This is a genomic window from Hymenobacter cellulosivorans, from assembly GCF_022919135.1.
GTDB lineage: Bacteria > Bacteroidota > Bacteroidia > Cytophagales > Hymenobacteraceae > Hymenobacter > Hymenobacter cellulosivorans.
The window spans coordinates 4,808,651-4,830,283 of sequence record NZ_CP095049.1 but is presented as its reverse complement, the minus strand read 5'-3'; the positions used below and the strand labels follow the sequence as shown (position 1 = coordinate 4,830,283).

The window sequence follows — 21,633 nt, the reverse complement described above, 5'->3', positions numbered from 1 at the left end:
GCCCCCAAGTGGGCCTTTACCCGTACTCCCCGGCCATGAGCAAACATACCTACGACATGGGCCTGGTGGGCAACTGCGCCTACCTCGCCCTGATAAACAAAGACACCGCCGTATCGTGGCTCTGCTGGCCCCGCTTCGACAGCAGCTTCGTGTTTGGCCCCCTGCTCGACACCCGCAAGGGCGGCGAGTTCAGCATCAAGCCTGCCGAAGACGCCGACTACCGCACCCGGCAGTACTACCTGGAAAATACCAACGTACTGTGCACGGAAATTGAAAACGCCGAGGGCCGCTACCGCGTCACCGACTTTGCCCCGCGCTTCACTCAGTACGACCGGAACTACAAGCCCCTGATGTTTATCCGCAAGCTGGAGCCCTTGGCCGGCGTGCCCCGGGTGAAAGTGGTGTGCAACCCCGTGGCCGAGTACGGCGAGCAGCAACTCACCCGCCGCCGCAGCTCCAACCATATTGCCTTCCTGGGCATGGAAGAGGAAATGCGCCTGACCACCGACATTCCCCTGACCTACATCCTCGACGGGGAGGGCTTCGTGCTGACCGAAACCCGCTACCTGGTGCTGACGTACGGTGCCCCGCTGGAAGCTTCGCTGCACAGCACGGCCGAGGAGTTTTTGCGCAAAACCGTGCAGTACTGGCGCCACTGGGTGAAAAGCACCAGCATCAGCAACTTCTACCAAACCCAGGTTATCCGCTCGGCCCTGGCCCTGAAGCTGCACCAGTACGAAGATACCGGCGCCATCATTGCCGCTACCACTACGAGTTTGCCCGAAGCGCCCGGCAGCACCCGCAACTGGGACTACCGCTTCTGCTGGATGCGCGACACGTACTACATCCTGACGGCCTTCAACAACATCGGGCACTTCGAGGAGATGGAGAAGTACTTCCACTACATTGCCAATATCTCGACCAAGGTGCGCGATAAGTACCAGCCGCTTTATAGCATCAGCGGGGCCGCTAAGCTGGTAGAAAAGGAGCTGCCGCTGGAAGGCTACCTCGGCAACCAGCCCGTGCGCATCGGCAACGACGCCTACACCCACATTCAGAACGACGTGTACGGGCAGGTGCTGGTGGCTTTGCTGCCGCTGTATGTGGACCGCCGCTTCGTGGGGGCCGAGCGGGCCGACTCCGAGCGGATGATGTACGAGGCCCTGCGCCTGATCAAGGAAACCATGGACATGCCCGACGCCGGCCTCTGGGAGTTCCGCCACATTGCCCAGCACCACTGCTATACGTTTCTGTTTCACTGGGCCGGGGCCCACGCCGCCCGCAAAGTGGCCCGCTACCTCGGCAACCGCGACATTGAGGACATGGCTGAGCAATTGGCGCATACCGCGGCTCAGAAAATCGAGGAGTGCTACGATGCCGAGCGGGGCGTGTATACCAACGCCATTGGCTCGCCCCACCTCGACGCCAGCGGCCTGCAGCTCATCCTGATGGGCTACCTCGACCCGAATTCCGACCGGGCCAAAAACCACCTGCGGGAGCTGGAAAAGGAGCTCAAAACGCCCGAGGGCCTGTTTTACCGCTACCGCCACCCCGACGATTTCGGCACGCCCGAAACTACCTTCCTCATCTGCTCCTTCTGGTACGTGGAGGCCCTGGCCTGCGTCGGCCGCCTCGACGATGCCGCCCGGGAGTTTGAGAAGCTGCTGGGCTACACCAACCACCTGGGCCTGCTCAGCGAAGACGTAGACGCGCGCACCGGCTCGCAGTGGGGCAACTTCCCCCAGGCCTACAGCCACGTGGGCATGGTCAATGCTGCCTACCGCATTTCCAAAAAGCTCGACCGGCCTAATTTTCTGTAAGTTTCAGCTAGTCGGAAGCTAGTCGGGAATCAGGCAAAAAAGCAGGCTTTACTTTCCACTGCCCAGCATGGTTTTCGACTAGCTTTCTTCGTTTCCCTATATTCAACTCGTATGGCCCGTTTTACCAAGGCTGATGCCGTGTCGCACGCGCTGCAAAGCCCGTTGATTCCCGTCTTTTATCACGCCGAAGAGCCCTACGCCCGACGCGTGTTGCAGGCCTGCTACGAGGGCGGCGTGCGGCTGTTCGAGTTTACCAACCGCGGCCCGAATGCCTTTGAAATCTTCACCGATTTGCAGCAGTTCGTGGAAGCCGAATACCCGGATTTGATGCTGGGCGCCGGTACCATTTACACGGTGGAGGAAGCCGAGCGGTTCATCAGCGCCGGCGCCGACTACATCGTGCAGCCTGTCATCGGGGCCGAGGTAGCCGCGCTCTGCCAGCAGCAGGATTTGGCCTGGCTGCCCGGCGTATCGACGCTCAACGAAGTGTATCAGGCTTCCCAGCTCGGGGCCACGTTTGCCAAGCTGTTTCCGGCCGCCATGCTCGGCCCCAACTACCTAAAGACCATCAGCGCCCCGCTGCCGAAAGTGCGCTTTATGGCCACCGGCGGCATTCAGCCCGACGCTGAAACTATGGCCGCCTGGATGCAGGCCGGCGCCACCTGCGTGGGCGTCGATTCGCGCCTGCTGCAAACCCAGGACCCGGCCGCCCTCACCGCCCAGGTACGGGAACTGCTGGCCGCCATGCAGCCCAAAGCGGCGCAGTAAGTGTAGCTGAAAAGTAGTATTCTGGGCCCCATGTCAGTTGCAACCTTAGCAAGCCCCCGATAATGAATGCCGCCGACCAACCTCAGCTGCTGCAGAAGCAACGAGCCGCGGCCCAGGCCCTACGTTGGGTGCGCAGTGGTATGCGGATAGGGCTAGGCACAGGCAGCACCGCCGCCGAGTTTATTACCCTGCTGGGCCAGGTCGTGCAAGCGGGGGAGCTGCGCATAGAAGCCGTGGCTACTTCCCTGGCCAGCGAGAACCTGGCCCGCCAACTCGGCATTCCGCTGCTGCAACCCCGGCGTGGCCTGCGCCTCGACCTAACCATCGACGGAGCCGACGAGCTGGACGACCGGCTGCAACTGATTAAAGGTGGGGGTGGGGCGTTATTGCGCGAGAAAATTGTAGCTACCGCCTCCGACTACCTGCTCATCATTGCCGACGCCAGCAAGCACGTGACCCAGCTGGGCCGGTTTCCATTGCCCCTCGAAGTCGTGCCGTTTGCTTTGCCCTGGGTGCTCGACGCCGTAGCCAACCTGGGCGGCAACCCCGAGTTGCGCCTAGATAAAACCAACCCCACCGAGCCGGCCCGCTCCGACCAAGGCAACCTGCTCGTGGATTGCCACTTCGGCCAGCTACCCAACCCACCGGAGCTGGCCCAGCAGCTGCAGCAGATTCCCGGAGTCGTGGAGCACGGCTTGTTTCTAAACCTGACCCGGGCGGCCATAGTAGTCCAGGCCGATACCACGCTGGTGCTCCGCCCCGGTGCAGCCCCCGCTTCTGCCGCCGATTTCACGGACTTGCCCTAAGGCCGCAAGTGGTATCAGGAGGCGGCCGGCAGCAGGGCCGCCGCGGCAGCCATATCCAGAAACCAGTGCAGCTCCCCGGCTGGGGCAATCAGCTGGGCCGGAAACTCCTCTACGTTGCGCGCCCCTTGGATTACCTGCTGCACGGCGGCAGCTTTATCGGCGCCATACACCAGGAAGGCCACGGCCTGGGCCTGGTTGAGCAGCGGGGCCGTCAGCGTGATACGGAACGTCTGTTTCTCTTCCACAAACACTTCCCGGGCTCCCACGCTGGTCTCGTGGAGCACGGGCGTGTGGGGAAACAGCGAAGCCGTGTGCGAATTATCCCCCAGGCCCAGCAGCACCAGGTCGAATACGGCTTTGTCGGGGGCAAAGAAGTTTTGAATCGTGCGGGCGTAGGCTTCGGCTGCTTCGGCTGGTGGCAGCGCCGTATCGACTGGGAAAACCTGCGCGTCGGCAATAGCCAGCGGGTTGAGCAAGGCTTCCCGGGCCATGCGGTAATTACTCTCCGGGTCAGTCGCCGGCACGTTCCGTTCGTCGCCGAAGAAGAAATACACCTTGTCCCAGGCTACCTGCTCCCGGTAGGGCGTCGCGGCCAGCAGCTCGTAGAGCTTGCGCGGCGAATTGCCCCCCGAAAGGGCCACCGAAAACCGGCCGTGGTCGGCAATGGCGGCTTGGGCCTGGGTTACGAAGTATTGAGCCAGGCTGTGCAAAACGGCCTCGGGCGAAGCGTGAACGTGAAGCGACATAAGACTATTTTTTACCGTTGAGCGGCAGCGTGAACCAATGGAATCCGTCCCGGGCAATAAGGGCCTCAGCCAGCTCGGGACCCCAGGAATCGGCCGAGTAGTTGGGGAAGCTCTGGCTGGTCCGGCCCTCCCAGGAATTGAGAATCGGCATAATCAGGTCCCAGGCTGCCTCCACCTGGTCGCCGCGCATAAACAGGGTTTGGTCGCCCAGCATCGTGTCGAGCAGCAGGGTTTCGTAGGCCTCCGGGGCGGCCGTGGTGTAGGTGCCCTTGTAGTCGAAGACCATGTCTACGGTGTTGAGCATCATGTCCAGGCCGGGGCGCTTGGCCTGGACCTGCAACCGGATGCTCATTTCGGGCTGAATACTGATAATCAGGCGGTTTTGCTGCCAGTTTTCGGCCGTTTCGGGCGGAAAGATGTAGTGCGGCGCGTCCTTGAACTGAATGGTGATGATGGAGGCCGAGCGGTGCATCCGCTTACCGGTGCGCAGGTAAAATGGCACTCCCTGCCAGCGCCAGTTGTCCACGAAAAACTTCACTGCGGCAAACGTCTCCGTGTTGGACGGCACTTCGGAAGCTACTTCTTCGCGGTAGCCGGGCACTTTCTCGCCTTCCATCCAGCCCTCGCCGTACTGCCCCCGCACCGTCGACTCGCGCACCTCCTCGGGCCCAAACCGGCGCATGGCCCGCAGCACGTCTACCTTGCGGTTGCGCACCTCGTCGGCCGTAAAGTTGACGGGCGGTTCCATAGCCACCAGGCACAAGAGCTGCAGCAGGTGGTTCTGAATCATGTCGCGCAGGGCCCCGGCCCCGTCGTAGTAGCCGCTCCGCTCACCTACGCCGAGTTGCTCGGTTACCGAAATCTGCACGTGCTCGATGTAGTTGCGGTTCCAGAGCGGTTCGAGCAGGGCGTTGGCAAAGCGGAAGGCCATGATGTTCTGCACCGTTTCCTTACCCAGGTAATGGTCGATGCGGTAAATCTGGCGCTCCTGGAAGGTCTGGCCCAGCAGCTGGTTCAGTTCCCGGGCCGAGTCTAGGTCGTGGCCAAAGGGCTTCTCGATGACGATGCGCGTACGGTCGGGGTCGGTAGCCAGGTCGGCTTTGGCAATATTGGCGGCAATGACGGGAAAGAACTCGGGGGCCACGGCCAGGTAGTAAATCACGTTAACCGGTCCCTGCCACTCTTTCTCGTAGGCCTTGATGCGCTTGCTAAACTCTTTATAGGTGGCGGCATCATTCACATCGGCGGCCTGGTATACCACGTGCTGGCTGAATTCGGTCCACTTCGCCTTAACTGCTTTGCCGTTACGGGAAAACTGGTTGATGCCCTCCAGCAGCCGGCCCCGAAACTCCTCGTCCGAGAGCTGGGTGCGGCCGGTGCCGATGATGGCAAATTCGGCCGGCAGCCAGTTGTCCAGAAACAGGTTATAAAGGGCTGGGGCCAGCTTGCGGGCGTTCAAATCACCGGTGCCCCCGAAAATAACGAAGACGGTGGGCTGCACTTGTTGGTTAGAGCTCATGCGGAAGGGTGTGGCAGGAATAGATAGGAAGCAGGCCGCTTACTTGTTGGGAATGACCGGCTGCTCGTTCTGGTTGGCCGGGCCCGTAAAGGTGTCCTGCTTGTTGGCAGCATCCTCGTGGGCGGGTGTCCACTGGGTATGAAACACACCTTCGTGCCCGATCAGCTCGTAGGTGTGGGCTCCGAAATAGTCGCGCTGGGCCTGAATCAGATTCGAGGGCATGCGGGCACTGCGGAACGTGTCGAAGTAGCTCAGTGAAGCGGCGTAGGCCGGGGCGGCAATACCAGCCGTGACGGCCGCGGCTACCACTGTGCGGGCCCCGGGCACGGCCGCATTGACCAAGGCGCGGACCTGCTCGTCGAGCAACAGGTGCGGCAGGTCGGGGGTGTGCTGGAAGGCGTTGAAAATGTCGCTCAAAAAGCTGGAGCGGATAATGCAGCCGCCCCGCCAGATCTTAGCAATTTCGGCCAGTTGCAGCCCGTAGCCGTAGTCCTTCGACGCCTTGGCCAGCAAGTGCATGCCCTGGGCGTAGGTAATGACCATGTTGAAGTAAAACGCCTGCTCCAGGCTTGCCAGGAAAGCTTCCTGGTCGCCGTTCAGCGCGGCCGGCTCAGGACCATACAGCGTGGCCAGCTTTTCGCGCAGGGCCTTGTACTTCGACAGGTCGCGCATGGCTACGGCCGTATCGATGGTGGGAATGGCCATTTCCAGCTCCTGGGCTACCTGTGAGGTCCATTTGCCGGTGCCCTTGGAACGGGCCTCGTCCTTGATGTCGTCGAGCAGCAGGTGGTCGGTGCCCGGAGCCTGAAAGGTGAAGATATCCTTGGTGATGTCGAGCAGGAAGGACTGCAGCCGGCCGTTGTTCCACTGGGCGAATACCCGGCCAATGGCCGCGTTATCCAGGCCCAGACCGCGCTTCATCAGCTCGTAGGTTTCGGCAATGAGCTGCATCAGGCCGTACTCGATGCCGTTGTGCACCATTTTCACGAAGTGGCCCGAGGCCCCGGGCCCAATGTAGGTCACGCAGGGTTCACCGCCGACGCGGGCGGCAATAGCCTCAAACATGGGTTGCACCACCTGGTAGGCCTGCTGGTCGCCGCCGGGCATCATGCTGGGGCCGAAACGCGCCCCTTCTTCCCCGCCCGAAATGCCCATGCCGAAAAAGTGGAAGCCGGCTGCCGCCACGGCCGCGTCGCGGCGGTTGGTATCGGTAAAGTGGGAGTTGCCGCCGTCGATGATGATGTCGCCGGGCTGCAGCAGGGGCTGCAGCTCCTCAATCACGCTGTCGACGATGGGGCCGGCCGGAACCAGCATCATGATGGCCCGCGGCGTGCGGAGGTTGCTCACAAACTCGGGTAGACTGGAAAAGCCCTGCACCGGCATTCCCGCGCCCTCCTCGGCCAGCAGGCTCACTTTGCTGGTGTCTTTGTCGTAGCCCGCCACGGCGAAGTCGTGGTCGGCTAGGTTCAGCAGCAGGTTGCGGCCCATGGTGCCCAGGCCAATCATGCCAAAGGAAAAGGAGGTTGGCGTTTCGTTCATCGGAAGTGCGTTTCGGAAGTGTATCAGAAAAACCGGTTAGGGAAGGCGGCCTCCGGCAGAAAGCAAGAAGGTCCGGCGCAAGTATAGCAGGATTCAGGCGGGCCGGCCATGAAGAATGTATGAACAACCCACGGCTGGCGGGCAGCGCGACCCGACTCAGCCGTAGAATGCAGGGTAGTAAGAAAAAAACCGGCCGCAGGGTTTTCAGTCGGCCCGCCCCGAAGCTGAGGGATTAAGCTATGTTATTAGAATTCAATTGAGTATAAAAGAAGCAGATTGGTAAAAATGTCCGCCGTACAATGAGGCGCTGGGTGGCCTTAGCCGGTTGTTTTCAGTTGAATACAGGTATGCTGCCCTTGCAGTACCACCCTGTGGGAGTGACTTGGCATGTGAGTACTGCACGGGCAGCGTGCCTTGTCGCAAGAAGAAATTGGTTGGCCGTAACAAACAAGCCGGAGGTTCTGCCCACACAGTTGATGGCGGGCAGAACCTCCGGCTTGTTTGTCAACGCACCCCGGCTACAGCAGCGTCCGTAGCGTGCGGCGCACGTCCTGGGGGCCTTTAATGTGGAAGCGCGCAAATGAGCGGCCCGTCTCGCCGACTTTCACCGTGTAAGCATCCTCCGGCATGGCCTGAAACGTGTCTTCGTCGGTCCGGTCGTCGCCGATGGCCAGGATAAAGTCGGCGGGGTAGGTGGCCAGCCAGCGGGCCGCGGCGGCACCTTTGTTGACCCCGGCATTCTTGATTTCCACCACTTTATTGCCTTCCAGTACCTGCAAATCGGTGTTGGAAGCCAGGAAGTTGAGGTGGCTGGTCAGCTCCCGGGCCCGCACGGCTCCCAGCTCCACGTCGGCCCGGCGGTAGTGCCACACCAGGGAATATTCCTTCTCCTCGATAAAGGAGCCGGCCGTACGGCTGACCAGGAGCTCCATTATCGGCCGGATTTCCTGCTTCCAGGTGTTGGTCATGGGCTGCAGCATGGCCCAGTCCTGGTCCTCGCCGCTGGCCCGTAGCCACACGCCGTGCTCGGTGATAAAGTCGAGCGGCAGGTCGCCGAGCCAGGAGAAGAGCGTGTTCCGGTCCCGGCCGCTGATAATCACCACACGGTTGCGCGGCTCGGCACTCAGGGCACGCAGCAGGTGGCGCAGCTCGTCGTCGGGGCGGGCGTGCTGCGGGTTTTTGGTAAAAGGCGCCAGCGTGCCGTCGTAGTCCAAGAACAGCAGGCGCCGCGGGGCCTTCTCAAAGTCGGTGCGCATCTGTTGCAGCTCGTCGGGGCCCAGCATTTCCGTGGCCAGGGTCTGCTGCTTGATCTTAATGTAGGCCAGCCGGTCCATAAACAGCTTCACCCATTGATACACGTTATACTGGCTCACCAGGGCCTGCATGTTGCTCATGCGCAGGCGCTGCTCGTCTTCGGGCATCACTAGCGCCTCGTGCATGGCTTCGGCCAGCTGCCGCGTGTCGGTAGGGTTGATGATAATGGCGTCCGAAAGCTCCCGTGCCGCGCCGGCCCGCTCACTGAGAATCAGCACGCCCGGTAGCTCGCCCTTGCTGGCTACAAACTCTTTGGCTACCAGGTTCATCCCGTCGCGCATGGGCGTCACCAGGGCTACTTCCGCCAAGCGGTACAGGCCCGAAAGGTGCTCCAGCGGAAACGACCGGTAGAAATATTGAATGGGCGTCCAGCTGATGGTACGATACTGGGAGTTGATGCGCCCCACCAGCTCATCGACTTCCACTTTCAGCTCCTTGTATTTTTCCACTTGGTCGCGCGAGGGCACCACCAGCATCAGCAGCGTCACCCGTTCGCGCCACTCGGGGTAGAGCTGCAACATCTGCTCATAGGCCCGCAGGCGCTCGGCAATACCCTTGGTGTAGTCGAGCCGGTCGATGGACAAAATCACGCGGGCGTCGCCGGTGGCCTCCCGGTAGAGCTGCTCACTGTCCTTGGCTTCCTGCGACTCGGCCACCTGGGCATATTTGTCGTAGTCGATGCCCATCGGGAAAGCATCGACCAGCACGCTGCGCTGCCCGGCCTCGATGATGCCGTTCTGACTCGGGTAACCCAGGCTTTGGGCTACGGCGCTCAGAAAGTGGCGCATGTAGCCGTAGGTATGAAAACCAATCAGATCAGCGCCCAGCATGCCTTCCAGCAACTGCTTGCTCCAGGGCAGCACGCGTACTAGCTCGTGCGAAGGAAAGGGAATATGCAGGAAAAAGCCGATGCTGCAGTCGGGCCGGGCCGCGCGCAGCATCTGGGGCAAGAGCAGCAGCTGGTAATCGTGCACCCAGATGGTATCCTCGGGGCCGGCCAATTCGAGCACGGCCTGGCAGAATTTCTCGTTTACGCCGACGTACGACTCCCAATACGACTGCTCGTAGACGGCGTACTGACTGAAATAGTGGAAAGTGGGCCACAGCGTCTCGTTGCTGAACCCCTCGTAGAAGTCCCGGATTTCGTCCTGGGTCAGAAACACCGGGGCCATGCTGTCGTTGCGCAGCTCCTCGGTCACGTAGCGCTGCTCCTCGGGGTCCTCGATTTCGACGCCGGGCCAGCCCACCCACACGTTGCCATCGGCGCGGTAGATGGAGCCCAGCCCCGTGGCTAAGCCGCCTTCGCTGGGGGTAAAATGCAGTCCTTCTTCGGTGCGTTGCGCCTTCGTAGGAAGGCGGTTAGAAACAATAATAGTGCGGGACATAAGCGTTCAGCTTCGGATGCTTTGAGCCCTTGCTTACGAGAAAACGCCCAAAAACGCCCAAAAAATAAACTTCCCACCCTACGGTTGGCTGCCAGCAAACTTATAATATTCGGCTAGCAATATATTGACTGCTAGTCGATTGAGCTTGCCATCCAAAAGAAGCAAAAAACAGGTTTCCACCGCCGACAAACCGCCTTATCGGGCCGCGCTGCCGGCCAGAATCAGCTCCGCTTCCAGCAGCAGGTTGGCGCTCATCAGCAGGTCGTGCAGCAGGAAGACTTCCTCCAGCGTAAACACGAAGGCCTGGCAGCTCACCGGACTTGGAACGGTAATGCAGCGGGCATCAGGGTCGGTAAGCTGGGGGGCGTACTTCTGGTAGAGGCCGGCGGCCATGCGGCGCCATTCGGTCAGCTCTTCAGCTTTAAGGCAGAGGGCTACGTTGCCAAAGTACAGGTGCAGGCAGCAGCCGCTGGGGCAGCGGGAGATGCAGCCAAATTCGTTGTGGTGCAGATACTGGCGCATAATGAGGTTCGGTTACGGGTTACAGAAGAATAAAGAATTGTTATTTGGATAGATTCTAAATACGCCCAAAAGTAGCAAGGAAAACGAACTTGTCAAGCTTTGTTTAGAATTTGTATAAATAAATTTCCGGCTGCTGGTTGTTGTAGTTCACCACCCGAAAAGCCAATTGTATTTGCTGAACCCGGTCCTGTAATTCGCTGTCAGCACTGGTTCCGGTCCATTTATAGCCTGCTGTGGACTAAGAAAGTACAAGCTCCGGCTGGTCCTTGACAACGTTCCCGGTAACGTTTGCATAGAAAATAGCGGCGCTTCTGCGGGGAATCCTGATTTTCCTTCAATCTTAACGGTAGGATAGGGAGAAACCCAATCTGGCTTTATTCTTGGAATAGTGTAATACGTTGGCTGCTTTGGCAGTTGGAATACGCACCTTTCTACCGCACTCAATCCGGTCTGCTTTCCACCACTTCTGGTAGACACGTAACCCACCCCGTATGAAATTCCCCTTCGTTTCCACGGCCGCCCTCGGCCTGCTCTTTACCAGTTTCGGCGCCACGGCGGCCGACCAGCCCAAGCCCAATCTGCCGGCGGTGAAAACCCCCTCGTTCCGGGCCGACACGCTTTCCATCACCAAGTTTGGGGCCGTATCCGACGGCCTGACCCAGACCAACGCCATCCAGCAGGCCATTGATGCCAGCAGCAAGGCTGGCGGCGGGGTGGTGCTCGTACCCCGCGGCCACTGGCTGACGGCGCCCATCGAGATGCGCAGTAACGTGAACCTGCACCTGGCCCAGGGCGCTTACGTGCAGTTCAGCAAGGCGCGCAAGGACTACCACCTGATTAAAACCAGCTGGGAAGGCGTGGAGGCCGTGCGCAACCAGGCTCAGATTTACGGCAAAGACCTCGAAAACATTGCCATTACCGGCAAGGGCGTATTCGACGGCGACGGGGGCACCTGGCGCTCGGTCAAGAAAAGCAAGCTGACCGAGAGCCAGTGGAAGCGCCTGGTAGAAAGCGGCGGGGTGACCAACGAGAAAAAGGATACCTGGTATCCGTCGGCGCAGTCGCTGAAGGGCTCTACCATTCCGGAGGCATTCTATCTGAAGCCGGGCAAAGAAGTGAAGGACTACGAGGATATCAAGGACTTCCTGCGGCCCGACATGCTCGTGCTCGACCACTGCAAGCGCCTGATGCTGGACGGCGTGACGTTCCAGAACTCGCCTGCCTGGTCCTTGCACCCGCTGATGAGCGAGGATATTACGGTGCGCAACGTGACAGTACTCAATCCTGAGTACGGGCAGAACACCGACGCCATCGACCTGGAATCCTGCAAGAACGGCATCGTGGAAGGCTGCACCTTCGACGTGGGCGACGACGGGATTTGCATCAAGAGCGGCCGGGATGAGCAAGGCCGTAAGCGCGGCATGCCCACCGAAAACTTCATCATCCGCGACACGAAGGTGTACCACGCCCACGGCGGCTTCGTGATTGGGTCGGAAATGTCGGGCGGGGCCCGCAACATCTACGCCTACAACCTGACCTTCATGGGTACCGACGTGGGCCTGCGCTTCAAGGCGGCCCGCGGCCGGGGCGGGGTAGTGGAGAACATCTTCATCAACAATGTCAACATGAAGAACATCGTGGCCCAGGCCGTGATTTTCGACCTCTACTACATGGCCAAAGACCCGGTGGCGCTGGTCGGGGAGTCGTCGGCGCCGCCCGTTATCAAGGCCGAGCCGCTCAACGAAGGCACGCCCCAGTTCCGCCACATCGACATCCGCAACATCACCTGCGACGGGGCTGACGTGGGCATCATGATGCGCGGGCTGCCCGAAATGCCGTTGCGCGACATTACCATCGAAAACGCCGTGCTGCAAAGCGACAAAGGCTTGGTGTGCATCGAGGCTGAGGATATTCGCCTGAAAAACGTGACCCTGCTGAGCAAGAATACCATGCCCGTGATGGAAGTGCAGAACAGCAAGGACATCAGCCTCGACGGTATCAAGTACACGCCCGGCGCCACGCTGCTGATGCGCGTGACCGGCGACCGAGCCAAGAACGTGAAGTTGGCCAACACCGACACCAAAGCCGCCAAGAAGGACGTGGAAATCGGCGACAAGGTGTCGAAGAAAACGGTAACCATTTCTCAGCGCTAGTTTTGAGCGGCCTCCTTCCGGCAAGCAGGAGGGAGGCCGCCGTGCTTACATATCCCACCGCATGAAAGCTCCCTTTTCCCTGACCTTGCTGGGCCTGACGCTGTTCAGCGCCGCGGCCGAAGCTCAAACTGCCGCGCCGGCCGCCAAGCCCATGTCGCAGCGCATGGCCGATTCCTTTATTGGCTGGCACCCCGATTCCATCTTGATTGGCAACCGCAAAACAGCCCGCTGGGACTACGAGCAGGGCCTGATGCTCAAAGCCCTGGAGCGGGTCTGGAACCGTACCGGCGACCCGAAATACTTCACCTACATCCAGAAGGACCTCGACCAGTTTGTGCGCGAGGACGGCACGATTCGGACCTACAAGCTCGAAGACTACAACCTCGACAACCTGACCACCGGCCACGCCCTGCTCACGATGAGCCAGACCTCGGTGCCTAAGCAGGAAAAGTACATCAAGGCGGCCCAGCTCCTGCGCAAGCAGCTCGACGGGCAGCCCCGCACCAAGGCCGGCGGCTTCTGGCACAAGAAGGTGTATCCCAATCAGATGTGGCTCGACGGCCTCTACATGGCCGAGCCCTTCTACGCCGAGTACAGCGCCGTCTTCAACAAGCCTGAGGGCTTCGACGACGTGGCCAAGCAGTTTGCCTTGATTGAAAAGAATCTGGTCGACCCCAAAACCGGGCTCATGTACCACGGCTACGACGAAAGCAAGGAGCAGAAGTGGGCGAACAAAACCACCGGCCAGAGCCCTAACTTCTGGGACCGGGGCATGGGCTGGTACGCCATGGCTTTGGTCGACGTGCTCGACTACTTTCCCCAGAACCACCCCCAGCGCCAGCAGCTGATTAAGGACGTGCAGCGCCTGGCTCCGGTGCTGGCCAAGTACCAGGATTCGAAAACCGGCACTTGGTCCCTGGTCGTGGACCAGGCCGCGCGCAAGGGCAACTACGCCGAGGCCTCGGGCAGCAGCATGTTTGTGTACATGCTGGCCAAGGGCGTGCGGATGGGCTACCTTGATAAAAAGTACGCCGAGGTGGCCAAAAAGGGCTACGACGGGCTGCTGAAAACCTTCGTGGCCGAGGAAAACGGCGCCCTGGCCTTCAACGGCACGGTGAGCGTGGGCGGTTTGGGCGGCAACCCCTACCGCGACGGGAGCTTCGAGTATTACCTCTCGGAGCCCCTGCGCAAAAATGACTTGAAAGGCGTGGGGCCGTTTATTCTGGCCAGCCTGGAAATGGAAATTGCCGCTACCCAAAACGTGGGTCAGAACAAGACCATCGGCCTGGACTACTACTTCAACAATGAATACCGCAAAAGCGCCATTACCGGCCAGCAGGAGCGGTTTCACTACACCTGGGAAGACCGGATGCACTCGGGCTTCTGGCTTTGGGGCAACACCTTCCGCGACTTAGGTGCCAAAACCGTTTCCATTCCGACGGCGCCCACCAAGGCCTCGCTCAAGGGCGTCGACGTGTATATTATCGTCGATCCGGACACCAAAAAGGAAACGGCCAAGCCCAACTTCATCGGGGCCGCCGATACCAAGGTGCTGACCGACTGGGTGAAGGATGGCGGCGTGCTGGTGCTGATGGCCAACGACACGGCCAACTGCGAAATCAAGCACTTCAACGAGCTGGCCAAAAGCTTCGGCATTCAGTTCACCAACCGCAGCGTGAACATGGTCAAGGGCAGCCAGTTCGAGCAGGGCAAAGTGACTTTGCCGGCCGGCAACCCCATTTTCACCAAGGCCCGCGCGGCCTACATCAAAGAACTCTCGCCCCTGAGCCTGCAGGCCCCAGCCCAGCCCGTCATTACGCAGGGTCAGGACCAGATTGTAGCCGTGGCCAAGCTGGGCAAAGGAACGGTCTTCGCCGTGGGTGACCCGTGGCTGTACAACGAGTACGTGGACGGCCGCAAGATTCCGGCTGAGTACGAGAATTTTCAAGCAAGTAAAGACCTGGCAAACTGGCTGCTGCAACAGTCGAAACGCTAGGGAGTAGCGCAAATCCGACGTTGGCCTTGTGGTGAGGAAAGCCCGGTCCGGTCCAGAAAATGGAACTCGGGCCGGGCCGCCGACTAAGGATTTGCGCTTTCCCGTTTTTTAGCCCTATTAGCCCTAAGCAGGTGTCCTGCTAGCTCCGTCCTTTTTCCTGTTTAAAACACACCGTTTGTGAAGCAATACTCCTCCATCCTGCCCGTTGCGGGTAGCATCCGGCTACCTCGTGTCGGTACGGCCCTAGCCCTGGCGCTGCTGCTTGGCACGACGGCCTGCGCGAAGAAACCGCTCGAATCGGCTGGTGCGCCGGCGCCGGCAGCTGCTACTACGTCGGCCACCCCGGCCGCTGTGTCTGGGCTGGTGGGCTTTGCTGCGGAAAACGGCGGCACTACCGGCGGGGCCGGGGGGCGCACGGTGGCCGCTACTACGTTGGCCGAGCTGACGGAATACGCCAAGAGCAAGGAGCCCCTCATCATCACCATTGCCGGTACGATTTCGGGCGGAACGGAAGGCGCCTCGGTGCGGGTGGCTTCCAATAAAACTCTGCTGGGCGTGGGCAAAACCGGCTTTCTGGAGGGCGTGGGTCTTACCATAAGCGACCAGCGCAACATCATCGTCCAGAACCTGCGCTTCACGATGTCGACAGTGACCAACACCAAAATCAACGACGAAAAGCGCCCGCAATTAGCCGTCAACGATGGGGACTGCATCACCATTCAGGGTACGAGCCAAAACCTGTGGTTCGACCACTGCGAGTTTTTTAACCTGGACCCGGCCACGCAAACCAACCAGGACCTCTACGACGGCCTGATCGACGCCAAGGGGGCCAGCGCCTACATCACCATTTCCTGGAACTACTTCCACGACCACCACAAGGCCCACCTGATCGGCAACTCCGACAAGGACGCCGGTGACCGGAAAGTGACATTTCACCACAACTACTACCGCAACATCCACGAGCGGGTGCCGGTCTACCGCTTCGGCACGGGCCACGTGTTCAACAATTACTACCAGCACGTGTACGGTACGGGTATCAACTCGCGCATGGAGGCCTGCCTGCGGGTAGAGCAAAACTATTTCGAGGACAGCAAGGATCCGCTGACGACCAAGAACAGCAGCGTGCCCGGCAAGTGGGACGTTGCCGGTAACTTGTATGCCGGCAGCAAAGGCTCCCAGCCCACCACCAGCACCTGCTCATTTCAGCCGCCTTACCAGTATTCTTCCGTGCTGAATGAGGCCGCCCAGGTAAAGCAAATCGTGTTGCAAGGTGCCGGGGTCGGTAAGCTGTAGGCGGCTCAGGTAAGCATCTTTTTCCTGCTTTTATCGGCCCTCGCCGCAAACGTTACCGGTAGCGTTAACAGCTGGGAACGTTCCCGGTAACGTTTGCGCAAATTAAAACCTGCCGCTGCTTCCCATTTAGCTTCGAATAGTGAAACTTGGAAAAGCATTACCAGCCCTTCTGCCTTCGGCAAGCTCGGCTCGTTAACCATTCAATTCCCACAAACAGTTCTCCTTCGTTATGAAGAAAAATCTACTCGCTGGCCTTACTCTTTCGGCTGCCTTATTCGTGTCCGGACAGGCTATGGCTCAAACGCCTGGTTTCGTACGGTGGAACCTGGAGGCCAACAACCAGGACAACGCAGCCGTGCGCTCCGGCCTCACCGGCGCTCCTTCAACCTTCAAGCGGTTGGTTATTTCCGACGGGCAGGTGCCGACTGGTGGCACGGCATACGCGCCCTACACGCCTGGTTTGGGTCAGGCTTTTGCCGTACTGGCTAACGGCGGCGGCTGGAGCTCTAACAATACGCCTCCCGGCCCCGGTGCTAACCCCCGTCGCACGTTCTACCAGCAGTTTCAGGCTACGGCTACGGCTGCTACCCGCCTCGACTCGGTGCTTCTGGATGCTTCCGTTGTCAGCTCGGCTGCCGGCAAGGTGGTGGTTATGTATTCGCTGAGCAACTTCGTCAACGACTCCACTAGCATCGTGGCTGGCAAAGGCCCGGCTATCAGCAACTCCACCGTTACGTCGCCCGGCGGGGTGCTGCCTGCCACAGCTAATGGCTCTTTCGGCAACAACACCAGCGGTATTTCTTCCGCCGGTGCCGTGTTGCCCCAGTACGCTACGGGCGGTGTGCCCAGCTCTTTCCGCTTTGCCATGACCTCTGGCTCGGGCGTTACACTGGCTGCCGGCCAGACTATCACCGTACGCCTGTACTTCGGCGTAGGTAGCAGCAGCGTAGGTCGCTATGTATTGCTGCGCAACGTGACGTTGAAGAGCACCCAGCCCGCTCTGGCTAGCAAGCAGGCCGTAGCCAAGCAGAGCCTGAACGTGTACCCGAACCCCGCCCAGGACATGCTGGCCGTGGCTCACCCTGCTGCTGCTAAAGGCGCCACGGTAGCCGTGTATGCGTCGAACGGCCAGAAAGTAGCCTCGTTTGCTGCCCAGCCCAACTCGACGGCCACGGAAGTGCGCCTGTCAACCCTGACGGCCGGTATCTACATGGTAGAGTACAACGACGGTCAGCAGCGCATCACTTCCAAAGTGGTGAAGCAGTAACTACCCCACGGTTTTAGCCGTTCAATGCGCGACGCCCGGTCTACCCCGGGCGTCGTTTTGTTTTGTATAGGTCTTATAATCATTGTGCTGGCGCAAAATCTGGGTTGGTATGTCCTGATTCTACAGCCAGCCCGGCGGGAAGTGTGCAGAAGTTTCGAGTATGAGTGTTTCGCAAAAAATAGCTCCGCCTGCCGAAGCAGCGGCTTTAGGTCCGGCCTCGGCGCGCCTGGCCATTGCCGTATTTTTCCTGGTTTCGGGCTTCGGCTATGCCACCTGGGCTTCCCGCATTCCGACCATTCAGCAGCATCTGGGCCTCAATGAAGCCGAGCTCGGTGGGGTGCTGCTGGCCCTGCCCACTGGCCTGCTCCTTACCCTACCCGTAACGGGTTATTTGCTACAGCGCTTCAGCAGCCGGCAAATCATGCTCATCGGGGCCGTGCTCTACAATGCTGCCCTGGGCCTGCTGGGCTTCGCGGGCCAGACCTGGCAGCTGGTTGGGCTGCTTTTCTGCTTTGGCTGCTCCCGCAACTTGCTCAATATCTCGATGAACGCGCAGTCGGTGGGGGTGCAGGCCCTCTACAGTCGCTCCATCATTGCTACCTTTCACGGCGTTTGGAGCGTGGCTGGCTTTGCCGCAGCGGCCGTAGGAGCGGGGCTGATCAGCCTCAACATTGCCCCCGGCTACCATTTCGTGGCCGTCGGCCTGGTGCTCACCGGCCTGGCCTTTGCTTTCTTCCCGCGCAGCCTCGACCTACCGCCGGCCCCGCCCGCCGAGGGGCAGCCTGCCAAGCCGCGGTTTGCCCTGCCCGACAAGCACCTGCTCAAGTTTGGCCTGATCTGCTTTGCGTCTATGGCCTGCGAGGGCACGATGTACGACTGGAGCGGGGTGTATTTCGACAAGGCCGTGCACGCGCCTAAAAACTGGGTGGCTGCTGGCTTTGCCACTTACATGGTGGCCATGACCACCGGCCGCTTCCTCGGCGACTGGCTCGTAAACCGCTACGGCGTCAAGCCCCTGCTGCGCCTGAGCGGCCTGCTGATGACGGCGGGGCTAGTGCTGGCGGCCCTGCTGCCCTTGCCGCTTACCGCCGGCCTGGGTTTTGCCCTGGTGGGGCTGGGGGTGTCCTGCGTGGTCCCAATGGTGTTCAGCATGGTGGGACGGTCCAGCCAGTTGAGCTCGGGCGCGGCCATTGCGGGCGTGTCCACGGTGGGCTACATTGGCTTCCTGATTGTGCCTCCGGTGGTGGGCTTTATAGCCTCCGCCGCTGATTTACGCTGGTCGTTTGCCCTGATGGCCCTGCTGGGAATATTCGTCGTGCTGTTGGTGTCGCGGCTGGAAGAGTAACCCCTAACGCCAAAAACGCCCGGCCGAGCCGGGCGTTTTTGGTACAAGCAACAAAGAGTCTGGTCTACTGCTTAACGATTTTGGCCGTGAGCTGCTGAGGGCCGTCGGAGTAGCGCACCAGGTAAGTGCCAGCGGCCAATTGGCGCAACGGCAGCAGCGTCTGGTGCTGGCCGGCTGCGCCAGTAAAAGACGCTACCCGCTGCCCGGCGAAATTGTACACCTCGAAGCGGGCTGTCCGGCTGGCAGTGGGGTGTACTACCAGCAACTCTTCGCGGGCCGGGTTGGGGTACACGGCCAGTTGCAGGCTGGCCGCCGACTGCGTAGCCGTTATGGTGGCTGCCAGGCCGTTGATGTAGGTTTCGAGCATGGTTTAGCCGCTGCTGGCCAGGGTGTTGCGGTCTGCGGCATCAGTGGGGTTCAGGCCCCGGGCCGTTTCCCAGGCGTCGGGCATGCCGTCGTGGTCGGTGTCAGCGGGGGCGGCGGCTGTGTTGTATACCGGCCAGCCACCTACGGCGCTCTGCGAGTCGATAATGCCCTGGCCCGGGCCGTAGGTGGCGCTGCCCTCGGGACTGCCGCCGGTGGCCGTGCCAGTAGCAGTTTCATTGACCACGCGGCTGTCCACGGCGTCGCGGCGGGGCAGGGTAGCCCCGGCACCGGCCAGCACCGACGCGTAGGCCTCGGTAGCCGTTTGGGTGGTAATTGGCGCTATGCCGGTGGTAGGAGCGGCTTGCCGGAACTGGCTCAGAGTAGTCGCCGGGTAGTATTTCACCCGTAGCCCGCCGGCCCAGTTGTCGGCCGTCACGGCGGCGTTGGCCGTCACGTGGTTGCCGTTGGCGTACACCATGCCCACCGGTTTATTGGGGGTGGCCGCATTGTAGGCCTCGGTTATTTCGAAGATGTTGGCCGCCCGGCTGGCGGGCGTGGCGGGCCCGGCTTTGTAGTAGTTGTTTACCAGATTCAGCTGGGCCGAGCCGCCGTTGATTTCAATTTCGTTACCGTAGGCCGCATTGCTGTTGCCCCAGTTGTAGATAACGTTGTTGCGGTAATCGACCACGGCCGTCGTGTCGTGGGCGCGGGCCCCGTTGAAGCGAATGGCACGGCTGTGGTGGTGGGCAATCAGGTTGTGGTGGTAAGAGGCGTACTGCCCACCCCAGACGCCGCCATAGCCGTGGTCGCCCTTGGAATTGTACGACGAGTTGAGGCTCTCGCTGAGCAGGCACCACTGCACGGTCGAATTCTTGTTGTCGTAAAACGTGGCCACTTCCTCAATGGCCCAGCTAAAGGAGCAGTGGTCCACGATGAAGTTCTTGCAGTTCTCCATGTTGATGCCGTACACCGCCGGGCTGTTGGAGCCCGAGGCGTCGCCCGGCCGGGAGCGGATATAGCGCACGATGATGTTGTTGCCGAAAATCTTGAACGTATGCTTTTTCAGGCAAATTCCGTCGCCGGGCGCGGTCTGGCCCGCAATGGTGACGTTGGAGCGCGAAGGCCGCAGCGGCGTGTTCAACTCAATCGTGCCGCCCACCCGGAACACGATGGTAATGGGCTGACCCAGAAACTCGTTGAAAGCCTGCCGGAAGCTGCCCGGCCCCGAGTCGTTCAGGTTGGTAACTTCGACTACCTGTCCGCCCCGGCCGCCGGTGGCGTTGCGGCCAAAGCCTTCGGCCCCGGGAAAGGCCGGTACTTGCTGGGCAAGGCCCGCCGTGGCCGCGAGCAGCAAGGCTGCCAGCGCAGTAGTGGGTCGTAACAAGGAAGGGGGAGTACGGAGTACGCGCATAGAAAACAGGTTAGGGTGGAAAGTAGGAGAGGTAGTCTACCGTAAATTCCCCGTTCTATGCGGTACTATCCCGGCCTTTATTTGTGCAAACGTTGCCGGGAACGTTCTCAAAGACAGTTGCTTAATTTGGTCATTAGGCTAGTAAGGGTCTAAACCAGAAACGGCGCCCCGGCCAAGCCGGGGCGCCGTTTTACAAGCTCCTACCAGGGCGAAGTGCTTGGGGTGCTCAGCCCACCACCGTGCGGGTCGAGTCGCGGGCAATAAGCGTCGTCGGAATCTTGATGACGCTTGGCGGGGCGGCTTTTTGCTTACGCTCAATCAGCTCAATAAGGCGCTCGACGGCCACCTGCCCGATTTCCTGGGCCGGCTGGACCACCGTGCTCATCGGCGGAGACAACAGCTCGGCCACGGTCATGTTGGTGAAGCCAATCAGGGCAATATCCTCGGGAATGCGCAGGTTGCGCTTCTGCAGGGCACCCAGGCAGCCGGCCGCGAGCCGGTCGCTGGCGGTGAAGAAGGCATCGGGACGGGGCTCCAGGGCCAGCAGCTCATCCACCATTGGGCCTACTTCATCGGGGCCGAAGGTGCCGTAGCGAATCAGGTTTTCGTCGTAGGGAATGCCGTGCTTTTCCAGGGCGGCGCGGTAGCCGGCCAGGCGCTCCTGGGTAATCGACAAGAACGGTGGAATGGTGAGGTGGGCAATGCGCCGCCGCCCCGACCAGATCAGGTGCTCGGTGGCTTCGAAGGCACCCTTAAAATTATCGGCCACAACCTGGGTAGCATTCAGCTCCGACGAAACCCGGTCGAACAATACGACTGGCATGCCCTGGTCCTGTAGCTCGCGCAGGTGGGTCACGTCGGACGTTTCGCTGGAAAGTGAAATTAGCAGCCCATCCACCCTTCGCGACACGGCCTGCTGCATGTTTACCACTTCCCGCTCGTAGGATTCGTGGGTCTGGAAGATGATGACGTGGTAGCCGCGGTTGTAAGCAATGGCCTCGATGCCGTTGATGGCCTGGGAAAAGAAGTAGTTGGCAATCTGCGGAACGATGACGCCGATGGCACGGCTGCGGTTTTCCTTTAAGCTGAGCGCAATCGGGTTGGGCCGGTAGTTAAGCCGCTCGGCGTATTCCATGACCAGCCGTTTGGTCTCAGCGTTAATCTCATAGCTCCCGCGCAGGGCCCGCGACACTGTGGAAGTGGACAGGTTCAGGGCCTTGGCAATATCCTTTATGGTAACGTTATCCAAGAGGTGGGCTTGTTAAAGTGCAATTAGTAGAAAGGAGGGAAGAGCAGCGGTTTCGGGGCCTAAAGTAGAGTTCTATTCCGAATTTTTCCTCATCCGGGTTTCAGCCTTCCGCAAAATGCGCTATCGGCAACGTT

16 protein-coding genes are annotated in these 21,633 nt (G+C 60.5%); 8 read left to right on the top strand and 8 right to left on the bottom strand.

Going from position 1 to position 21,633, the window contains the following annotated elements:
- Nucleotides 1–35: 35 nt before the first annotated feature.
- The 3 genes from MUN80_RS20435 (at nucleotide 36) to rpiA (ending at nucleotide 3,394) form a co-directional block, all read left to right on the top strand.
- Nucleotides 36–1,820 (top strand): glycoside hydrolase family 15 protein, encoded by a 1,785-nt coding sequence (locus MUN80_RS20435; protein WP_244715801.1) that lies wholly within the window; start codon nucleotides 36–38, stop codon nucleotides 1,818–1,820.
- A 111-nt stretch (nucleotides 1,821–1,931) separates the two neighbouring features.
- A complete protein-coding gene (locus MUN80_RS20430) occupies nucleotides 1,932–2,588 on the top strand; it encodes a beta/alpha barrel domain-containing protein (protein WP_244715800.1) in 657 nt (218 codons plus the stop codon).
- A 62-nt stretch (nucleotides 2,589–2,650) separates the two neighbouring features.
- Nucleotides 2,651–3,394, top strand: a complete 744-nt coding sequence (gene rpiA, locus MUN80_RS20425; protein ID WP_244715798.1) for a ribose-5-phosphate isomerase RpiA — start codon at nucleotides 2,651–2,653, stop codon at nucleotides 3,392–3,394.
- A 14-nt stretch (nucleotides 3,395–3,408) separates the two neighbouring features.
- Here the strand turns inward: rpiA and pgl are convergent, their stop codons facing one another.
- The 5 genes from pgl to MUN80_RS20400 form a co-directional block, all read right to left on the bottom strand.
- A complete protein-coding gene (gene pgl, locus MUN80_RS20420; protein WP_244715796.1) occupies nucleotides 3,409–4,140 on the bottom strand; it encodes a 6-phosphogluconolactonase in 732 nt (243 codons plus the stop codon).
- Nucleotides 4,141–4,144: 4 nt separating this feature from the next.
- Nucleotides 4,145–5,659: a glucose-6-phosphate dehydrogenase gene (zwf, locus tag MUN80_RS20415; RefSeq protein WP_244715794.1), complete on the bottom strand. Its 1,515-nt coding sequence runs from the start codon at nucleotides 5,657–5,659 to the stop codon at nucleotides 4,145–4,147.
- A 39-nt stretch (nucleotides 5,660–5,698) separates the two neighbouring features.
- Nucleotides 5,699–7,198: an NADP-dependent phosphogluconate dehydrogenase gene (gene gnd, locus MUN80_RS20410; protein WP_244715792.1), complete on the bottom strand. Its 1,500-nt coding sequence runs from the start codon at nucleotides 7,196–7,198 to the stop codon at nucleotides 5,699–5,701.
- A gap of 518 nt (nucleotides 7,199–7,716) precedes the next feature.
- Nucleotides 7,717–9,897 (bottom strand): bifunctional alpha,alpha-trehalose-phosphate synthase (UDP-forming)/trehalose-phosphatase, encoded by a 2,181-nt coding sequence (locus tag MUN80_RS20405; RefSeq protein WP_244715790.1) that lies wholly within the window; start codon nucleotides 9,895–9,897, stop codon nucleotides 7,717–7,719.
- A gap of 195 nt (nucleotides 9,898–10,092) precedes the next feature.
- On the bottom strand, nucleotides 10,093–10,419 hold the full coding sequence (locus tag MUN80_RS20400; RefSeq protein ID WP_244715788.1) for a DUF6686 family protein: 327 nt from the start codon (nucleotides 10,417–10,419) through the stop codon (nucleotides 10,093–10,095).
- A gap of 491 nt (nucleotides 10,420–10,910) precedes the next feature.
- Here MUN80_RS20400 and MUN80_RS20395 point away from each other — a divergent pair, with 491 nt between their 5' ends.
- The 5 genes from MUN80_RS20395 (at nucleotide 10,911) to MUN80_RS20375 (ending at nucleotide 18,473) form a co-directional block, all read left to right on the top strand.
- Entirely contained in the window at nucleotides 10,911–12,572 is a 1,662-nt protein-coding gene (locus tag MUN80_RS20395) for a glycoside hydrolase family 28 protein (RefSeq protein ID WP_244715786.1), read from the top strand.
- Nucleotides 12,573–12,633: 61 nt separating this feature from the next.
- Nucleotides 12,634–14,568, top strand: a complete 1,935-nt coding sequence (locus tag MUN80_RS20390; RefSeq protein WP_375373965.1) for a glycoside hydrolase family 88 protein — start codon at nucleotides 12,634–12,636, stop codon at nucleotides 14,566–14,568.
- Between the two features lie 177 nt (nucleotides 14,569–14,745).
- The gene (locus MUN80_RS20385) at nucleotides 14,746–15,861 is read left to right on the top strand and encodes a pectate lyase family protein (RefSeq protein ID WP_244715784.1); all 1,116 of its coding nucleotides are present in this window, start codon (nucleotides 14,746–14,748) and stop codon (nucleotides 15,859–15,861) included.
- 229 nt (nucleotides 15,862–16,090) lie between these two features.
- On the top strand, nucleotides 16,091–17,128 hold the full coding sequence (locus tag MUN80_RS20380; RefSeq protein WP_244715782.1) for a T9SS type A sorting domain-containing protein: 1,038 nt from the start codon (nucleotides 16,091–16,093) through the stop codon (nucleotides 17,126–17,128).
- A gap of 160 nt (nucleotides 17,129–17,288) precedes the next feature.
- The gene (locus MUN80_RS20375; RefSeq protein ID WP_244715780.1) at nucleotides 17,289–18,473 is read left to right on the top strand and encodes an MFS transporter; all 1,185 of its coding nucleotides are present in this window, start codon (nucleotides 17,289–17,291) and stop codon (nucleotides 18,471–18,473) included.
- Between the two features lie 64 nt (nucleotides 18,474–18,537).
- On the opposite strand, the gene MUN80_RS20370 is transcribed toward MUN80_RS20375, so the two are convergent.
- The 3 genes from MUN80_RS20370 to MUN80_RS20360 all read right to left on the bottom strand — a co-directional run bounded on the left by MUN80_RS20370 (nucleotide 18,538) and on the right by MUN80_RS20360 (nucleotide 21,499).
- Nucleotides 18,538–18,840 (bottom strand): T9SS type A sorting domain-containing protein, encoded by a 303-nt coding sequence (locus tag MUN80_RS20370; RefSeq protein ID WP_244715778.1) that lies wholly within the window; start codon nucleotides 18,838–18,840, stop codon nucleotides 18,538–18,540.
- A 3-nt stretch (nucleotides 18,841–18,843) separates the two neighbouring features.
- Nucleotides 18,844–20,250 carry a pectate lyase family protein gene (locus MUN80_RS20365; protein WP_244715776.1) on the bottom strand — a complete coding sequence of 469 codons (1,407 nt, stop codon included), beginning with the start codon at nucleotides 20,248–20,250 and terminating at the stop codon, nucleotides 18,844–18,846.
- Nucleotides 20,251–20,476: 226 nt separating this feature from the next.
- Nucleotides 20,477–21,499: a LacI family DNA-binding transcriptional regulator gene (locus MUN80_RS20360; RefSeq protein WP_244715774.1), complete on the bottom strand. Its 1,023-nt coding sequence runs from the start codon at nucleotides 21,497–21,499 to the stop codon at nucleotides 20,477–20,479.
- Between the last annotated feature and the right edge of the window lie 134 nt (nucleotides 21,500–21,633).